Here is a 16,969-nt window from a genome sequence, read left to right as displayed (position 1 = left end):
ATGAGCGAATTAGTTAAAATCACTACTATCAGCCAGTTTCATGAGTTGAACCATTTGCCCAAACCGGCACATCCGCTGATCAGTGTGGTGGATTACGGAGCGATGTATCACGGGAATCGTGTCTCGCACTGGTTGCAGCACTTTTACTCCATCGCCCTGAAGAAAGATGTGATGGGCAAGTTCCGCTACGGACAGCTGGAATATGATTTTGACGAAGGCCTGATGTCATTTTTTGCGCCCAACCAGGTGTTGCGTGTGGAGATGAACGACCAGGAGCTGACAAAGAAACCCTCAGGATGGATATTGCTCATCCATCCTGATTTTTTATGGAATACCTCGCTCGCAAAAACCATCCGGAAGTATGCATTCTTTGATTATTCGCTCAATGAAGCTTTGTTCCTTTCTGAAAAAGAAGAGCAGATCGTTTCGGATATTCTGATGAAAATACAGCAGGAATACCTGTCCAACATCGACAATTTCAGTAAAAAGATCATCATCAGCCAGATCGAATTATTGCTCAGCTATGCTGAACGGTTCTACAACCGCCAGTTTATCACCCGGGAGAAGAAGAATTATGAGATACTGGAACAGCTGGATGGTGTATTATCAGACTACTTCAACAATGAGGAATTGATCTCGAAAGGATTGCCTTCCGTTCAGTTCATTGCTGATTCACTGAACATTTCCGCCAAATACTTAAGCAGCGTATTGAAACAGATCACAGGGTTAAGCACCCAGCAACATATACACGAAAAACTGATAGAAAAGGCGAAGGAGAAACTCTCCACGACCAGCTTATCCGTTTCCGAGATCGCCTATGAATTGGGGTTTGAACACCCGCAATCCTTCAGCAAACTGTTTAAAGCAAAGACAAAATGCTCTCCTTTGGAATTCAGGCAGGCTTTCAACTGATTCCGTAGCCCCATTACCTCATTTTCCCGATTGCATAAATCAAATTCCGGATTCGATCCCGTTTCCCGGGACTTGACTGCTACCTTTGCCGCGGCAATACAATGCTCATCCATTGTCGCATACCCGCTATATTCCTAAACTATAAACTGACTATGAGAGTTATTGCATTGGCAACGGCATGCCTGTCTTTTGTCCTCCTGAGCATGAATGCCCAAGCCCAGAATCCGGCACACGGCGCCATTAAAGGTCACGTTACAGCGGAAGACGGCGCACCGGTTCCCGGTGTGGGCGTCCGCTTGAAGGATTCCCGTAAACAGACGATTACCGGCGAAAGCGGGACCTATACACTCCGCAATATCGCTCCCGGAACATATGTTGTGGAAGCCTTTGTAGCCGGGCATGATGTAACCAGCCGTTCCGTGACCGTAGCCGCGGGGCAGACGGTGGAAGCCGATCTCCGGCTCAGCGTCTCCAGGCAAACCTTGCAGGAAGTGATCGTGGCAGGCGGGCGTAACAAATTCGCGAAGAAAGAAACGGATTACGTGGCGCGCATGCCACTGAAAAACCTGGAAAACCCTCAGGTGTACAACATCGTGGGTGCTGAGCTGATGCAGGAGCAGGTTATTCTCGATTATAAAGATGCGATCAAGAACGCAGCCGGGGTGAATTCCACCGAAACGGTGAGCAATGGCCGTACCTCTACCATCATCCGCGGTTTCCGTACACAGAACTATATACGCAATGGCATGATGGCCAATCAACTGGTCATGGTAGACGTATCCAACCTGGAAAGGATCGAAGTGATCAAAGGCCCTTCCGGCACACTGTTCGGCACCGGCGCCGTGTCTTACGGCGGGCTGGTGAACCGCGTGACTAAGAAGCCTTTTGAAACCTTCAAAACAGACATCAGCCTGACCGCGGGAAGTTATAACCTGAACCGCATCACCATCGACCTTAATGCGCCGCTGAACAACGAAAAAACGGCGCTGCTGCGTGTGAATTTCGGCAGACATGGCGTGGAAAGCTTCCAGGAAGCTGGCTTCAAAAGAAACTACTTCCTGTCCGCCGCCTTCTCTTACAAAGCCAATGACCGGCTGAGCTTCCTCGTAGACCTTGAGATGTTCCGCAACCAGGGAACACCTTCCATCGCTTACCTCAACCCCGCAGCCGGTGTTACGGATTACAAGGAAGCGATGGGCAGGTATTACAACCGCACCTATTACACCAACGATCTCGTATCCACTTTCCCCGGCTACAACGTGTTCGCACAGATGAATTACAAGATCAGCAGCAACTGGAACACCACCACCGTATTCTCCACCGGCGGCGTGAATGCCCGCAACCAGTACCAGTTCGCCGGCACCTGGCGGCCCGGCACAGACAGCATCACGCGGACGCTCCAGAAGTACAGCCACAACTACAATACCGTCCAGATCCAGCAGAACCTGAACGGCACCTTCCATACCGGCCCGATCAAACACCGTGTGCTGGCGGGTGTGGATTACCTGGCTGACATTACGCAGCCCACCTATACCTCCCGCTTCATCCTCGATACGGTGAGCGCGTCAGCTCCCACTCCCTTCCTGATGATGGAAAAGATCTACCCCCTGTTCCCCACGCCTACTGCAGCGGCCCGCAACTTCTACAAGAGCCACCTGGACCGCTATGGTATCTATGCCTCAGACGTGATCAATTTTACGGAACGCCTGCTGCTCATGCTAAGCCTGCGCTGGGACAGGGTGGACAACCAGGGCACTACCAACATGCTGAACGGCGTCGTTACCGGCAACTACAGCAAATCCTCCTTCTCTCCCAAATTGGGCGCGGTGTACCAGGTGATCAAAGATCAGCTATCTGTTTTCGCCAACTACCAGAACGGTTTCAGTTACAGCGCGCAAACTGACAGACAGGGTGACCTCTTCCAACCGGAGCAGGCCAACCAATGGGAAGGCGGCGTGAAAGCGGACCTGTTCCAGAGCAAATTGAACGTTACGCTCAGCGCTTACGACATCAGCGTGACCGACAAGCTGCGCGCTGACCCGGAAGACCCGGCTTTCATGATACAGGATGGAACACAGCAGAACAAAGGCTTTGAAGTCGAGGTAATCGCTAACCCCTTCCCCGGCCTCAACGTGCTGGCGGGTTACGGTTTCAATGAAAGCGAGATCACCAAAGCAAATGCCAACGTGGGCAAACGGCCGGCACGTTCCGGTGGCAAGCATATGGCCAACACCTGGATCAGCTACCGGCTGATGAACGGGAAACTGCAGGGTCTGGGCATCGGCGGTGGTGTGTTCTACAACAGCGAAACGCCCTTTGATGACGCCAATACACTGTTCTTCCCTTCCTATGCGCTCGTGAACGGCACCGTGTTTTACGACCGGCCCGGTTACCGCATTGGCGTGAAGCTGGATAATATTTCAAATACCATGTATTGGGGTCCATGGGGCGAGCCGCAGCCGCCACGCAACTATGCGGTGAATCTCGTTATCAAATTATAGGATTTCCGGCCATTAATAATACATCCATGAAAGCAGGACAAACACCTGCTTTCATTTTATATTTTAACACATGCGCTTCAAAAAGATCTTCGGTTGGCTGCATCTATGGCTGGGACTCGTGTCCGGGACCATCGTATTCATCATTTCCATTACCGGTGCCATCTACTCCTGGGAACCGGAATTATCTGAATACACGGAGCCTTACCGGCATGTGACTCCGAAGGACCAGCCTTTCCAACCCGTAACCGCCATCCGCGCAGCCGGGGAGGCCAGTATGGGCGGAGAAAAGGCGTTCCGCATCCTGTATAGAGGAAAAGACCAAGCGGCGGTGGTCCAGTTCTTCCAGAAGAACCCGTATCACTACTACAACGTGTATGTGAATCCTTACACCGCCAAAGTGCAGAAGGTACTCAACCGCGATGATGAATTCTTTCATTTCATACTGAACGGCCACATGTACCTGTGGCTGCCGCGCGAAATCGGCGATGTGATCGTCGGGTACGGAACACTGGTCTTCTTCCTCGTTCTGGTGACCGGTATTGTGCTATGGTGGCCACGCAACAAGGCCCGCCGGAAGGTGAGCTTCCGCATCAAACTGAATGCTTCGCCGAAAAGACGGAACTATGACCTGCATAATGTACTGGGCTTTTACGCCAGCTGGATCGTTGCCTTCGCCGCGCTAACGGGACTGGTGTGGAGTTTTACCTGGATGGCGCAGGCCGAGTTCTGGGTATTCAGCGGTGGAAAGAAAAGGCCGGGCGCCGTACCCGTGAAGTCCGATAATCATGCACCCGTGAAAGACAGCACCAGCATCAACCAGGTGTTTGAAGCGTTCCTGGCCCGTTATCCGAACGCCGCAGGCTACAGCATTTCCCTGCCCGCGAACGACTCCGCAGCCGTCATTGTCAGGGCCTATCCGAGTCCTAACCAATTCTATAATGCAGACTATCTCTATTTCGATCAGCATACCGGCCGGGAGATCCCCGCTCCTTACTTAGGCAAATACCAAAACGCCACCCTGGCGGAAAAAGCTGTGCGCATGAACTACGACATCCATGTGGGCAGTATCGCCGGGCTCCCCGGACGGCTCCTGATGTTCTTCGCCGCCCTGATAGCTGCTTCTTTGCCCATCACCGGTTTCCTGGTCTGGTGGGGAAGAAGGAAAAAGAAAAAACCGGCTTCCAGACCTGTCAATAAAATGAGCGCTGTCAGCGGCACTCCGGCAAAGCCAATAAATTATCAGTCTCCCGGCCGTTTGCATACGCCCTGAAATACTTTACGCTTCTATCTCAATAAGTTTCCCTATTGCGTAAAAGATTTTCCCGATTGAGTAAATGTGTCAGGCGTTTATATTACACCTTTGCAAAAAATATTATGATGCGAATTATACCCTTTCTACTTTTACTGCTACCCGTGCTTGGTTTTGCGAATGTACATGAAGAGGAAACCGGCTATGGGACCATTAAGGGAAAGGTAACCACCAATGACGACAGACCGGCTCCATCCGTTAGCATAGTTTTAAAAGGCACCGGCAAGAACGCCATTACAGGGGCAGACGGCACTTTCACCATCAGCAGGGTAGCTGCCGGCCAATATGAGCTGGAAGTTTCACTGGTAGGATATGAGAAGCTGGTGCAAGCTGTAACCGTTGAAAAGAACATGACTACCGCGGTGGTGCTGCAACTGCAGGTGTCCAACACGCAGTTGCAGGAGATCATCATCACCAGCAGCCAGAACAAGTTTGCCAATAAGGAAACGGAGCAGGTAGCCCGCCTGCCTTTAAAAAATCTGGAAAACCCGCAGGTGTACCAGGTGGTAAGCAAGGCCCTGATGCAGGAGCAGCTGATCACCGAGCGAACAGACCTGTACCGGAATATTCCCGGCGCCGTGCCCAACTTCGCTGCGGGCGGCTCCCAGGGTATGAGCCTGCGCGGCTTTGCCACTGGTACCGGCATGCGCAACGGCATGGTCACTAGCGCCATTGTGCCGCTGAACCCCGCCATCCTGGAAAGCCTGGAGGTGATCAAGGGCCCTTCCGGCACCCTGTTCGGCAGCAACCGCAACGTGACTTTCGGCGGTGTATATAATTACATTACCAAAAAGCCATACCAGGGCTTTGGCGGAGAAGTGAACTTTACCGGCGGGAGCTTCCGCTTTGCCAGGATAGCAGCGGATATCAATACCCCCCTTAACAAGGAGAATACTGCGCTGTTCCGCCTCAATGTGGCCGGGCAAACGGAAAGCTCCTTCCAGGACCAGGGCTACGCCGGGAACTACACCATTGCGCCCAGCTTCAGCTACCAGGTGAACGATCGCCTGAAATTTATCATAGACGCGGAGATTACGCGCAGCAATTACACCACCACTTCTTTTGCCATTGGCGCGATGGCCAATGTTACAGCCCGCAGCTTCAGGGACCTGCCCCTGGGTTACGAGCGATCACTGATCAACAACAGCGTGGACGTGAGCAACGGCATCAACAACCTGCAGGGGCAGATGGAATACAAGTTCTCCGAAAAATGGAAGTCGCAAACCAACGTCCTGTTCTCCGAAGGCTTCTACAAACATTTCCTGTGGACCACCCTGAGCATGCTCACGGACTCCACCATTGCCCGCTCCGTGAGGAACCAGACGCCGGAAACGTTCGGGAACATCCAGCTCCAGCAGAACTTTATCGGCGACTTTAACCTGGGAAAGCTGCGCAACCGCGTGGTGATAGGGCTGGACTACAATTATAATTACAATGACCTTTACCGCGCGACCGTAAGCTTTGATACCGTGAACCTGAACCGTTCACTGCCGGACATCAATGCGGAAAAGATCAACGCGCTGGCCTTCCAGAAAGGGTTTTCCGCCAGCAGCAACAAATCCTACAGCTACGGCGCCTATATTTCCGATGTACTGAACCTCACTCCCACGTTAATGGCCATGCTGAGCCTGCGTGCGGACCATTTCACAACAGACGGCTCCTACAGCGTGGCTACCGGCAAATACGCCGGAGGGTATGATCAGACTTCCCTGTCGCCCAAGTTCGGCCTGGTGTACCAGCCGGTACCGGATAAGGTATCCATTTTTGGCAACTACATGAACGGGTTCGTAAACCGGGCGCCGGTAGTACAGCCGGACAATACGGTACTGGAGTTGAAACCGCAGTACGGCAACCAGTGGGAAGCCGGTGTAAAACTGGACATTATCCAGCACAAGCTGAATGGTTCCATAAGCTATTATGACATTTCCGTCAGCAACTCCACCCGTACTGAAGTAGTGGATGGCAGGAACTTCACCCGGCAAGATGCTACCCAGCACAGCAAAGGCTATGAAGCGGAGTTGATAGCCAACCCTGTTGCCGGCCTGAACATCGTGGCCGGCTACGCACATAACGAGAACAAATATGAAAAAGCGAACGCTGCACTGGAAGGCAAGTACATAACTGCCAGCCCCAAAGATGTGGTGAACCTGTGGATCAGCTACTACATCACCCGCGGCAAAGCAAGAGGCCTGGGCTTCGGTGCAGGTGGCAACTACGTGGCCGACTCCTGGTTTGAGGCGACCAACACTTTTGTGCTGCCTTCCTACACTTTGCTGAACCTGGCCGTTTTTTATGATCAACCCATGTTCAGGCTGTCGCTGAAAGGGAACAACCTGCTGAACGAAGAATACTGGAATTCCAATGGCACGCCGCAGAAAAAACTGAACATCCTCGGAAGCGTGACATTTAAATTCTAGCTTGCATAAATATTAATAACCGGTTACGGTTTAGAAAAGGCCCGGGCTAAAACCCGGGCCTTTTCTATCAGGAACAGTAAACCCGTTGGGAATAAACCATTTCATACCCCGCTACGACCCTTGCCTGGCAAGATCGATCATCGCTTCCAATTCATTGATCAATTCCGAATCGGACGAGAATCCGGTACTCAGGAAGCGGAGCCTTCCTTTGCCGTCTATCACTGCTTTTGCGGGGATGCCATTGGGCTTGTATGCGGAAACAACCTGGTAATTGCCGGGTTTGTCAGCAACAGGCACATCCATCAGCACATGAAAGGGATATTTTCTTTTCTTGATGAATGACCTGACCCTTGGCAGCGCATCCTTTTCCTTCTCCAGCGTTGCTATGAACAGGAATACCACTTCGGGATGCTGTTCCACCATTTTTTGCATCGCAGGGAAAGAGGCAATACAGGGCATGCACCAGGTGGCCCAGAAATCCAGTACCACTACTTTTCCCCGGAAGTCAGACAGGGATACCTTTTTTCCAGCCAGGTCATATAAGGCAAAGCCGGGCGCTTCCGTGTCCTGCATTTTGGCCTTCAGCGATTCCTTCAGCGCCAGTTGCACATCCTGCTGCAGCTTGCCGAGATATTCCTCAAACCCTGCAGTGTCTCCGTTTTTCCGGGCATACAGTTCCTTCAGCTGCGCATTCATATCTGCTGTTGATTTACCCTTTCTGGTCAGTGATACCAACAGATCATACGCTTTTTCTTCCTGACCGTTCAGCGCCAGCAAACGCGCATATCGTTCTACTGAAGTTGACAGCCCCTCTTCGGGCGGACCGTTGAACGCTTTTTCCTGGTACAGCAGGGCTTCCCTGAATTTATCATTGGCGAAAAGCGCGCTGGCGTAAGTATCATAATACGGGTACTGCGCAAAATCCATGAACCGCTTCCAGTCGGCGGCGGACATGCCTTCGGGTTTGGCGGACGGATCGTCCTTATACGATAGATAGAGATCGATCGTTTCCCTGGCGAGCTTTTCCGCCATCTTCGTATCGATCTTCTCCCGCACCAGCATACTGGCGCCCATGTCCATATAAGAAGTCTGGTTGAACTTGCTTTTTATCCCGCCGATGTATTCCTTGAATGCATCGTACCGGCGTTCCCGCAGAAAAGCCAGTGCTACCGTGCCTTTCAGTACATCAATCGTTTCCGCATCCCCGATTGTATCCAGCTTGTTTTCCGCAATGATCCTGTTCATCAACAGTACATTCTTCTGCGGATCACGTTCCTTCGTCATGGCTTTCATCTGCTCCATTAAAGCATTCTGCTGCTGTGCATGCACGCATAATGAAAAACAGGTCAACAAAGCAAGTAACGATAGTTTGATCTTTTTCATATAACGATATATTTTTTTTCAGTTCATTGAATCTTGATTATGGGTTGTCTTCCATGCCCGGATTGGCCAGCAGTATCTTTGGCGGGACCTTCAGCACAAAACGTTCCGGTGCCAGGTTGTAAACGGTGGTGCTGCCATCTGCCTGGTGCAGGGTATGGGTGTAAGCAGGAGTGCTGAACAATGGGTCAACAGAAAGCCTTCTCATATCGAACCAGCGGACCCCAAGCCCCGCAAATTCCCGCAGGCGTTCCTCCATCACAAATTGCAGCAACAGCAGCTGATCCGCGGCCACTGGCGCCGGCACGGCTGCATCCGCCGGCGGCATGCGGTTAATGCGCAATTGTTCCAGTGCGGTCACGGCGCCATCCCGGTCGTTTCCCCTGGCTTTGCACTCCGCTATCAGCAGGTATATCTCCGGCACTACCACACCGAAGGGAACGATACTGGGAGCGGTCCTCCGTTGTGAGCCTGCGGGAAATTCCGCCCCGGTAGGGAAAGGCGTTTTCGAATACAGCAGCAGGCGAAGGTCTGACGGCTCGTATATCGACATGGTTTCTCCATTTACCTGCAGCGTATTGAACAGCACATGGAAGTTCGAAAACTGCCGCAGGTATAATGCTTCCTGGTTGTTGGCGGTAACAGGATAATTCGGCCCGAAGATATCGATCGGCATAAACGCTCCGTTCGGCGCAAATGTTTCATTATAATCATACAGGCCCACAGGCGTCTGTGCCGTTGCCAGCCCCTGCAAAGCCGATTCAAGAAGCGGCAGCGCTTCTTCATACCGTTGCATGAATACATACACCTTTCCCAGCAGGGCCTGCGCGGCGGGCCTGCTCATGCGGAGGCGATGAAAAACGTCGGCGGACAGGTCCGGCAGCGCTTTTTGCAGATCTCCGGTGATGAGATCGTACACTTCCTGCACAGTAGCCCTGCTGAAACGGTTGACGGTAATATCCGCCGTGGTGATCAGCGGGAAACCCGGATCGCTGGCGGCCGTGCCGGCCTCATAGGGCCTGCCGTAATAATTGATCAGCAGAAAATACGTCCAGGCACGCCCCGCAAGCGCTTCGGCCAGTATTGCCTTTTTCTGCTCCACCGTGCCGTCAGGCGCCTCCATCACTTCGTTAATGATCTTGTTATAGGTATAGATGCTGGCCAGCGGCCCGGAGGTTTCCGGACTGTTCTCATCGGGCTGGTAGATCTGGGCGCTCCAGGTAAAAAGCCGCTGTTCCCGTAATGTGAGACCGCTGTAATACGGCTCTGCCGCTGTTACTTCGTCTCCCATCATCAGCTGGGCATCTGTGCCCACATTCAGGAGGTTCGTGTTGTTCAGCAGCAGTTCGTAATCCTGATAGCCGACCGCAATTACTTTCCCTTTAGGCAAAACTTCCAGGAAGCTCTTTTTACAGGATATGCCGGCTATCAGCAAAAGGAGCAGTAAAGCCGGTGCAACAGTATATTTTTTCATGTCCTTTTTTTGTAGTGTTCCTTGTTAAAACCGAATATTCAAACCTGCGGTAACGGTGCCCTGATTGGTACGCATATAACGGATCCCCCCGGCCCTTTCCCCGGCAATGCTGCCGCCGGGCGCATCCTGAAACTCCGGATCGATGCCGTAGCGGTTGGCTTTCCACAACATCAGGTTGGATACCTGCAGGCGCAGCCTGACACCGCTCAGTTTGGCGCGCGATACGAGCTTGCGGGAAACATCGTAGGAAAGGGACATATCCCGCAGTTTTGCAAAAGCTGCACTCACTACATTGATATCGCCCTGCGTGTAGTATCGTATATCCCGCCTGCTGTTATTGACGCTGGCTACCGGTATCCAGGACGGCACATTCGTGGTCAGCTCATCACCCGGCTGCATCCACCTGTCCGCAAATTCCGCATGCACATTCCCGCTGCGGAAACGCAGGTCACCGCTTTGCATGGCGTTGTTGGCCGTCAGCGGGATCAGGCCGTTCCCGGCATAAAAATCATTCACATCCCGGCGCATCACATTGCCGAAATTGTACACCATATTGGCCGCCAGCTCAATGTTGCCGAAAATGAAAATATTGGAAAGCCCGCCGTTCCATACCGGTTGATAAGTGCCCATGTAGCGTATATCATCCGGTAAAGCCGCGTTCCTTTCTTTGGTCAGCTTGCCGGACTGCAGCATGATCTGCGGATCGCCCTCATCATCAAGCCCTGCAAAATCATACGCGAAAACTGCAAATGCGGGATAACCCGCCAGGTAAACCGTACTGGCCTTCTGCGCCCCGGTAGCAATCACCGCGGGCTGGTTTAGCTTTGTGATCTTGTTGCGGTTGTAAGCAAGCACCAGCTGGCTGATCCAACGGAAACGGCCGGCTTCGATGTTGACAGAACGCGCCGAAACCTCAATGCCGGTATTGCGCATATTCCCGAAGTTCCCGGTAACGTTGTTGTAGCCGGACAGCGGGTTCACTTCCATCTGGCCGATCAGGTTCTCCGTTTGCTTGCTGTAAAAATCAACGGAACCGCTGAGCCGGTTACCTTTCAGGATGCCGAAGTCCACCCCGATATTCAAGGTGCGGGAGCTTTCCCAGGTCAGCGCCGCATTGGCCGGCGTTACGATTGAAAGCCCCGTATTGCCCGGTAATGTAGCGCCGGATTGCGCCCCCAGGATGTCATACGACGCGGCGGTCCCGGGAATGGGTGAATTGCCGGTAAGGCCGTACGACACGCGCAGTGAAAGATTATTGAACACCTGCTGCTGTTCCATAAAGGCCTCATCACCGAGTTCCCAGCGTGCGCCAAGGCTCCATACCGGCCTGCTTTGCGTGGAGCGGTCCCGCCCGAAGAGATTGGACTGGTCCAGCCGGATGCTGCCGCTAAGCGTATAGCGGTCGAGATATGTATAGCCCATATTGCCATAGTAGGAAAGGAAGCGGACGCGCCCCTCTGTTTCAGTGAACGGTTGCGCATTTGCCAGCAGGCTTCGTGAACCGTTGTTGGGCATTACCGGATTGGTTACGCCGGTTGTGGACAGCGTTGCATAATCGATAGCGGGATAGGTTTGCAGCAACTCGTTATACCCGCGGATAAGCGACTGGCTGCTCACCGCCAGTTGCTCCTGCGCTTCCTGACCCGCCAGCAGGGAAAGCCGGTGCCTGCTGCCATCCCATGAACGGTCATACGCAAGCTGGTTGCGCACCGTCCAGTTGGTTTGTGCGATGTTGGTCAGCGCATACCTTCCGCCGGTAACGGGGAGGTAATATACAGGGCGCTGGGACGGTGTGGCGGCGGGCACGGTGAACTGCGCGGCTTCAGAGCGGACAAGATAGCTGCGGCTGTCGTCATACGACCGTACCCTTTCCGCCGTTCTGAACAAACCATACACTCCCGTAAAGGATAATCCGTCAACGATCCTGGCTGTAAGCCCCGCCGTGATCCTCGCCGCCAGCAGGTCCCCTTTGGTATAACCGTACTGCCTCTCCTGCAGGGGATTATAATCCAGGTTGATGCCGCTTTTCCCTTCAAATGCCGCCCTTGTTGAATCGGACAATTGTTTCACATAGGGTATGGAGATCGGGTTGCCCTGCGCATCACGGAACAGCTGATAGGGCAGAAAACGGTTATCCGCTTCAATGTTCCTGGGGGAGCTGGTATTGACGTTGGTAAGATCCGTGATCAGGAACAGATCAAGATGTTTGTTGGCCTGGTAATCCTGCCTGACGTTGATCTTATAGGTGTTATTCGTTTCACCGGGCCGGTTGCTTTGCGTGCCGGTGTAGGCAATTGAACCATATATGCCATACGACTCCCCGCCGCCTCTCACGGAAAGGGTATGATTGGTAAGCAGACCGGGCCGGTACCAGATGTCGCGTATCTGGCGGAGGTTATTGATGGATGCGAGGCTATCCAGACTTGCATTGGCCTGCGCATCGGATATCAGGCCACGGTAGCGGTTATACAGGATGACGTTATGCGGCGGAACGCCTGTAGAACCAAGGCCGGTGTAGGCGCTGACGTTAGCCCAGGGATACAGGTCCGGCCGGAAGATATCACTGGCGGCCTGCATGAATTGCTGACTGCTGAGCACCGGGTAGTAGTCTACATCCGGCCGCCCCTGGAAGTTCACAAAACCATCGTATTCGATAGCGAGCTTTTCGTTCCGGCCACCCCTGCGGGTGGTGATCACAATAACGCCGTTGGCCGCTCTCGCCCCCCAGATGGAAGCCGCGGACGCATCCTTTAAAACCGTGATGTCCTCTACGTCCTGCGGATTCAGGGAGGTGATGTTGTCCAGCGGCACACCATCTACCACAAGCAGCGGCGACTTGTTGCTGTTGATGGAAGTAAGGCCGCGGATCAATACCGGGGTACCCGTAGCGGAAGGCGCATTGTTAACGGTAAGGCCCGGCACCAGCCCGTCCAGGCGCTGCAGTATGTTCATGGAGGTAGTCCTGTTCCGGAGCGTTTGCATATCGGGCTTCGCGTACGCACCGGCGCTCCGCTTTACGGAAAACGTCTGGTAGCCGCTGCTCACCACTATTTCCTTCAGCTGGCTCGAAGATTCATTCAGCACAAAATCAGCATACAAAACACCGCCGGTTTTACTCACAAATACTTCTCTTTCTTCCACGGCATGCCCTATACAGGAGACCCGGATCGTATAGAACCCTTCCGGCAGATCGTTAAAATTATATTCCCCCCGCTCATTGGTAACGGCACCCTTTTTCAACGGCTCCAGCATGACCGTTGCAGGGGTTATGGGAGTGCCGGCCTTGTTTTTCACTGTGCCGCTGATCTTTCCCGTTTCACCGGGACGTTCGTTGGCGGAGCCGGCGGGAGCAGCTTTCAGGAAAATGGTTTTGTTACTGATCTCATAGGAGAGTTGCTGATTGCGCAGCACAAGGTCCAGGAACTCCGGCAGCGGCATGTTGCGCACCGCGCAGGTAACAGGCTGGGTTGATTTCAAAAGATTCTTGCCTGAAAATACGCTGTACCGCGTCTGTTCCTTGATAGTCTGGAATACGGTGACCAGCGGCACATCTTTTCCGGTAAAGGTGATCAGTGGCCCGGTGGACTGGCCGTTCGTACGGAGGCAAGTCATCATCAGGAACATAAACACAGGCCATGCAGCTTGCCATCGGAATGCGGCAGGTTTTGGTTGAGCAGCCATTAAAATGCTTTTAGTTGATAAAGTGAATAAAAAAGTCATCCGGGAGACTGAACTGAAAAGTATCCTTCCCGGGCAGGTGATGTAAACCGGATCGCACTATGCCATACCGGTCCCATCATTTTACTTTTTAGTTCAGCCCCGCAATTTTGGTTGGTGCTGTCGTTCTTTAAATATCTGAAGCGAGATAGATTGCGGCTGTTTATTTAATTCATCATGGAGATACTACCAGCCGTTTCCCTTTCTCAAGACGGAAATTCACGCCGGACATTTTCAGGCCTTTCAACACTTCCCCCAGCGGCAATGACCTTTCAATTTCACCGATAAACTCCAGATCAGGGATACCTTTTTCATACACCACTTCAATATCATACCAGCGGGACAGCTGACGCATGATCTCCTGCAAATGGGCATCCTGGAAATTAAACCGTCCCTCCTTCCAGGCTATCACCTGTGAGATACCCGCCTGGCCCAGTGTTTTTACCGACAATTGCTCAACGGAAGCCTGTGCCTGCTGCCCCGGTTTCAGGGTGAGCTGTTTTCCATTGCCGGCCACACGCACCGCACCTTCGAGCAGGGTAGTGCTCACAAGGTCATCTTCTTTATAGGCCTTGACATTGAACTGTGTTCCCAGTACTTCTATCAAATTGTTTTCATCGACCTTCACTTTAAACGGCGCCTGCGCATCCTGCGCTACATCGAAATAAGCTTCTCCCGTCATTTTCACTATGCGCTCTTTACCGGAAAAAACCACCGGATAGCTGATGGAGCTGGCCGCATTGAGCCATACCCTGGTGCCATCGGGCAAACTGAGCTGGTATGTGCCCCCTCTGGGCGTACGCAGGGTATTGTAAGCCATTACATGCGCTTCACTGCCTGATGGCGTATAGGAGATCAGCCCGTTGCTGTTCATGATCTGGCTGCCGGACTGGACTGCGAGCTGACCATTAGCGGCGCTATCCAGCTGAATGACCGTACCGTCGGCCAGCGTAAGCACGGCTTTCTGTCCGCCAGGAACAATATCATCACCAGGTATAGCAGCATTTGTAGCAGCTGGCGTACCCCGGTCCGCATCTTTAAGCCATAGATAAGTACCGGCACCGGCTATCAATATTACGGCAGCCGCATAACGCAACCAGGTAGTGCTGATGGCCCGCATACGCCGGTATTTCACCGGCACGCCTTGCGGAGCGACGGGTTTATCCACTTCCAGTACCTTCATCAATGAAAGCCTTAGCCGTTCCTCATCAACCGGAAGATGAGCCTCCGGGGTTTCCGCGAGCATCTCCTGCAGTAAAGCTATCAGCGAAGGATCGTTCGCATCTTCCGTCAAACGAAGCAGCTGCAGCTTTTCCTCATCGGAGAGCGTGTTATGCAGATATTTCTCTATTAGTTGTCTGACTACCGGATATTCCATGACCTGATGATGGCTTGATACATTATAGAAGCATGACGGGGAAGAACGTACTATTCACCCCGAAAAAAAATTAAAGCGGCGAGCAGGGGGCCGATCATATGGCCATGCAGGGCGAGGAACCTGCGGATATCCTGCAATGCGGAAACAAGTGTGTTTTTGACTGTGCTGACGGAAAGATTTAGCCTGGCAGCGATCTCTGCCGGTTTAAGGCCTTCTTCCCGGCTCATCAGGTAGATACGGCGGCGCGCCGGCGGCATACGGGCAACAGCCTCGCCCACCAGGCGCTTTATCTCTCCGGTCTCCGTGAGCTCCGCAGGCGTTGCCGGATCAGGGAAAGGCCGGTTCTTTAAAAAGGCCTGACCGGTCTTTTGCTTTAGCAGATTTTTCCTGATCAGTGCAATCGCTTCCCTGGATGCAATCGTGAACAGCCAGGCACGGAAATTATCAATATCAGGCAACTGATCACGGGATATCCATACCCGGATAAAGGTTTCCTGGATGGCCTCATCCACATTACCGGAATTTTGATCGAAACGGCTGACGAAACTGAGCAGGCGGGGATAATAGAAATGAAATACCTGGCTGAAGGCAGCCTCATCTCCTTCAGCTATTCTTGCAAGCAATTCGCTCTCGTTATCTGGTAAATAGTCTGTCAATCAGCGATCTGTGATTTTCAACTTACGAAAGTGTAAACTTATATAAAACTTTCAAATAGCCTATATGCCATTTGTCAGCAATCCCGTTCGCCATTACTTCCGGCATGCAAAAAGGGGATGGCTCAAAAGTAAAATGAAGGCGCTGAGCATCGCGTAAACGAAAATTATCTCCACCAGGACCCGAATAAAAAAAGGCTGTATCGATCTTTTGATACAGCCTCCTGTTATTCAGGTATTGACAGCGCCGGGCAATCGTTTACACGATGCTTCAACGGTTCACTATACTTTTTTGCATATTGGCATTACAAATCACCCCGCTATCAAAATGCCCCCGCAAACTCCTTCGCAAAATCTTCAAGCCTGGTGCGGCCGGTCACCGGTGCACCGTTTTGCTTAAAATCCGCCAAAAGTCTGCCGCTGCGGAAGCCTGCGCCCATCTCCGTGTACAGCCCGGCAATTTCTTCCGTTAATCCGGCCTGCAGCATACCCTGCAACGACTGTTCATCCGTAAACTCTACCCAGGGCAGTTCCGGCTTGCCGGCAGCCGCGCCAAGCACCTTTGCAAAATCAGCCGGTGTGCGTATATCACTGACAATATACCGTATGTTCTTGCCGGTTGCCGGCCTTTGCAGCTCTTCGGCGGCAGCAGCGGCAATATCCTTTGGATGCACCAGCGGAAGGCTCAGGCTGGCCGGATAATTCGCGCCCATAATACCCATGCCTTTGATTAAAGGCACATTGTTGTAAAAGTTGGTATAAAACAGGCCCGCGCGAAGGATGGTCACTGCTACTCCCTCAAGATCATTGAACAGCTGCTCTATATTATGCACGCCTGCAATTGGCCCGTTCCCGTCAGGATGATCAGCGCCTACACTGCTCAGCATCACCACGCGGGTGACACCGGCCTCCCTGATAGCGGTTGCATAAGCCCTTCCTGCGGCAGTAGTATTGGCAACTACGTTAACGCCACCCAAACCGGGAGGTGTCATGGCAAAAACAGCATCCGCCCCCCTGAACGTTTCCTGTAAAAACGCGGCATCACTTACCGAACCAATAGCGGCGCTGGCGCCAAGCGCCGCTATGTCCGCCTTCCTGTCCGCATTACTGCTGATAACCGTTACGTCATGCCCCGCGGCCACCAGTTGTAGTGTCAAAGGCTTTCCGATATTTCCAAGAGAGCCTGCAATTGTTATTTTCATGTCAGTATTGTTTTTATTTCGGAACA

10 protein-coding genes are annotated in these 16,969 nt (G+C 52.7%); 4 read left to right on the top strand and 6 right to left on the bottom strand.

Annotated elements, in window-relative coordinates; all coding sequences use genetic code 11:
* From FW415_RS06180 to FW415_RS06165, 4 genes are all read left to right on the top strand, one after another.
* A complete protein-coding gene (locus FW415_RS06180; protein ID WP_148383407.1) occupies positions 1 to 912 on the top strand; it encodes an AraC family transcriptional regulator in 912 nt (303 codons plus the stop codon).
* Positions 913 to 1,064: 152 nt separating this feature from the next.
* The gene (locus FW415_RS06175; RefSeq protein ID WP_168208689.1) at positions 1,065 to 3,413 is read left to right on the top strand and encodes a TonB-dependent receptor; all 2,349 of its coding nucleotides are present in this window, start codon (positions 1,065 to 1,067) and stop codon (positions 3,411 to 3,413) included.
* Between the two features lie 70 nt (positions 3,414 to 3,483).
* The gene (locus FW415_RS06170; RefSeq protein ID WP_148383405.1) at positions 3,484 to 4,683 is read left to right on the top strand and encodes a PepSY domain-containing protein; all 1,200 of its coding nucleotides are present in this window, start codon (positions 3,484 to 3,486) and stop codon (positions 4,681 to 4,683) included.
* A 104-nt stretch (positions 4,684 to 4,787) separates the two neighbouring features.
* On the top strand, positions 4,788 to 7,139 hold the full coding sequence (locus FW415_RS06165; RefSeq protein WP_148383404.1) for a TonB-dependent receptor: 2,352 nt from the start codon (positions 4,788 to 4,790) through the stop codon (positions 7,137 to 7,139).
* Between the two features lie 111 nt (positions 7,140 to 7,250).
* Here the strand turns inward: FW415_RS06165 and FW415_RS06160 are convergent, their stop codons facing one another.
* From FW415_RS06160 to FW415_RS06135, 6 genes are all read right to left on the bottom strand, one after another.
* On the bottom strand, positions 7,251 to 8,522 hold the full coding sequence (locus FW415_RS06160) for a TlpA disulfide reductase family protein (protein ID WP_148383403.1): 1,272 nt from the start codon (positions 8,520 to 8,522) through the stop codon (positions 7,251 to 7,253).
* 37 nt (positions 8,523 to 8,559) lie between these two features.
* On the bottom strand, positions 8,560 to 9,993 hold the full coding sequence (locus tag FW415_RS06155; RefSeq protein ID WP_148383402.1) for a RagB/SusD family nutrient uptake outer membrane protein: 1,434 nt from the start codon (positions 9,991 to 9,993) through the stop codon (positions 8,560 to 8,562).
* A gap of 24 nt (positions 9,994 to 10,017) precedes the next feature.
* Complete coding sequence (locus tag FW415_RS06150; protein ID WP_168208688.1) at positions 10,018 to 13,608, bottom strand: SusC/RagA family TonB-linked outer membrane protein; 3,591 nt, start codon at positions 13,606 to 13,608, stop codon at positions 10,018 to 10,020.
* 277 nt (positions 13,609 to 13,885) lie between these two features.
* A complete protein-coding gene (locus tag FW415_RS06145; protein WP_148383400.1) occupies positions 13,886 to 15,088 on the bottom strand; it encodes a FecR family protein in 1,203 nt (400 codons plus the stop codon).
* Between the two features lie 50 nt (positions 15,089 to 15,138).
* Positions 15,139 to 15,744 carry an RNA polymerase sigma factor gene (locus FW415_RS06140; protein ID WP_148383399.1) on the bottom strand — a complete coding sequence of 202 codons (606 nt, stop codon included), beginning with the start codon at positions 15,742 to 15,744 and terminating at the stop codon, positions 15,139 to 15,141.
* Between the two features lie 320 nt (positions 15,745 to 16,064).
* Positions 16,065 to 16,943: an NAD(P)H-binding protein gene (locus FW415_RS06135; RefSeq protein ID WP_148383398.1), complete on the bottom strand. Its 879-nt coding sequence runs from the start codon at positions 16,941 to 16,943 to the stop codon at positions 16,065 to 16,067.
* Positions 16,944 to 16,969: the final 26 nt, after the last annotated feature.

Source organism: Chitinophaga sp. XS-30 (genome assembly GCF_008086345.1).
Lineage (GTDB): Bacteria > Bacteroidota > Bacteroidia > Chitinophagales > Chitinophagaceae > Chitinophaga.
This window is presented reverse-complemented; position numbering and strand designations above follow the sequence as displayed.

Bases quoted from the DNA above. Each gene is read 5' to 3' on its own strand.
- FW415_RS06180 (WP_148383407.1), top strand. From the start codon at position 1: ATGAGCGAATTAGTTAAAATCACTACTATCAGCCAGTTTCATGAGTTG.
- FW415_RS06175 (WP_168208689.1), top strand. From the start codon at position 1,065: ATGAGAGTTATTGCATTGGCAACGGCATGCCTGTCTTTTGTCCTCCTG.
- FW415_RS06170 (WP_148383405.1), top strand. From the start codon at position 3,484: ATGCGCTTCAAAAAGATCTTCGGTTGGCTGCATCTATGGCTGGGACTC.
- FW415_RS06165 (WP_148383404.1), top strand. From the start codon at position 4,788: ATGATGCGAATTATACCCTTTCTACTTTTACTGCTACCCGTGCTTGGT.
- FW415_RS06160 (WP_148383403.1), bottom strand. From the start codon at position 8,522: ATGAAAAAGATCAAACTATCGTTACTTGCTTTGTTGACCTGTTTTTCA.
- FW415_RS06155 (WP_148383402.1), bottom strand. From the start codon at position 9,993: ATGAAAAAATATACTGTTGCACCGGCTTTACTGCTCCTTTTGCTGATA.
- FW415_RS06150 (WP_168208688.1), bottom strand. From the start codon at position 13,608: ATGATGACTTGCCTCCGTACGAACGGCCAGTCCACCGGGCCACTGATC.
- FW415_RS06145 (WP_148383400.1), bottom strand. From the start codon at position 15,088: ATGGAATATCCGGTAGTCAGACAACTAATAGAGAAATATCTGCATAAC.
- FW415_RS06135 (WP_148383398.1), bottom strand. From the start codon at position 16,943: ATGAAAATAACAATTGCAGGCTCTCTTGGAAATATCGGAAAGCCTTTG.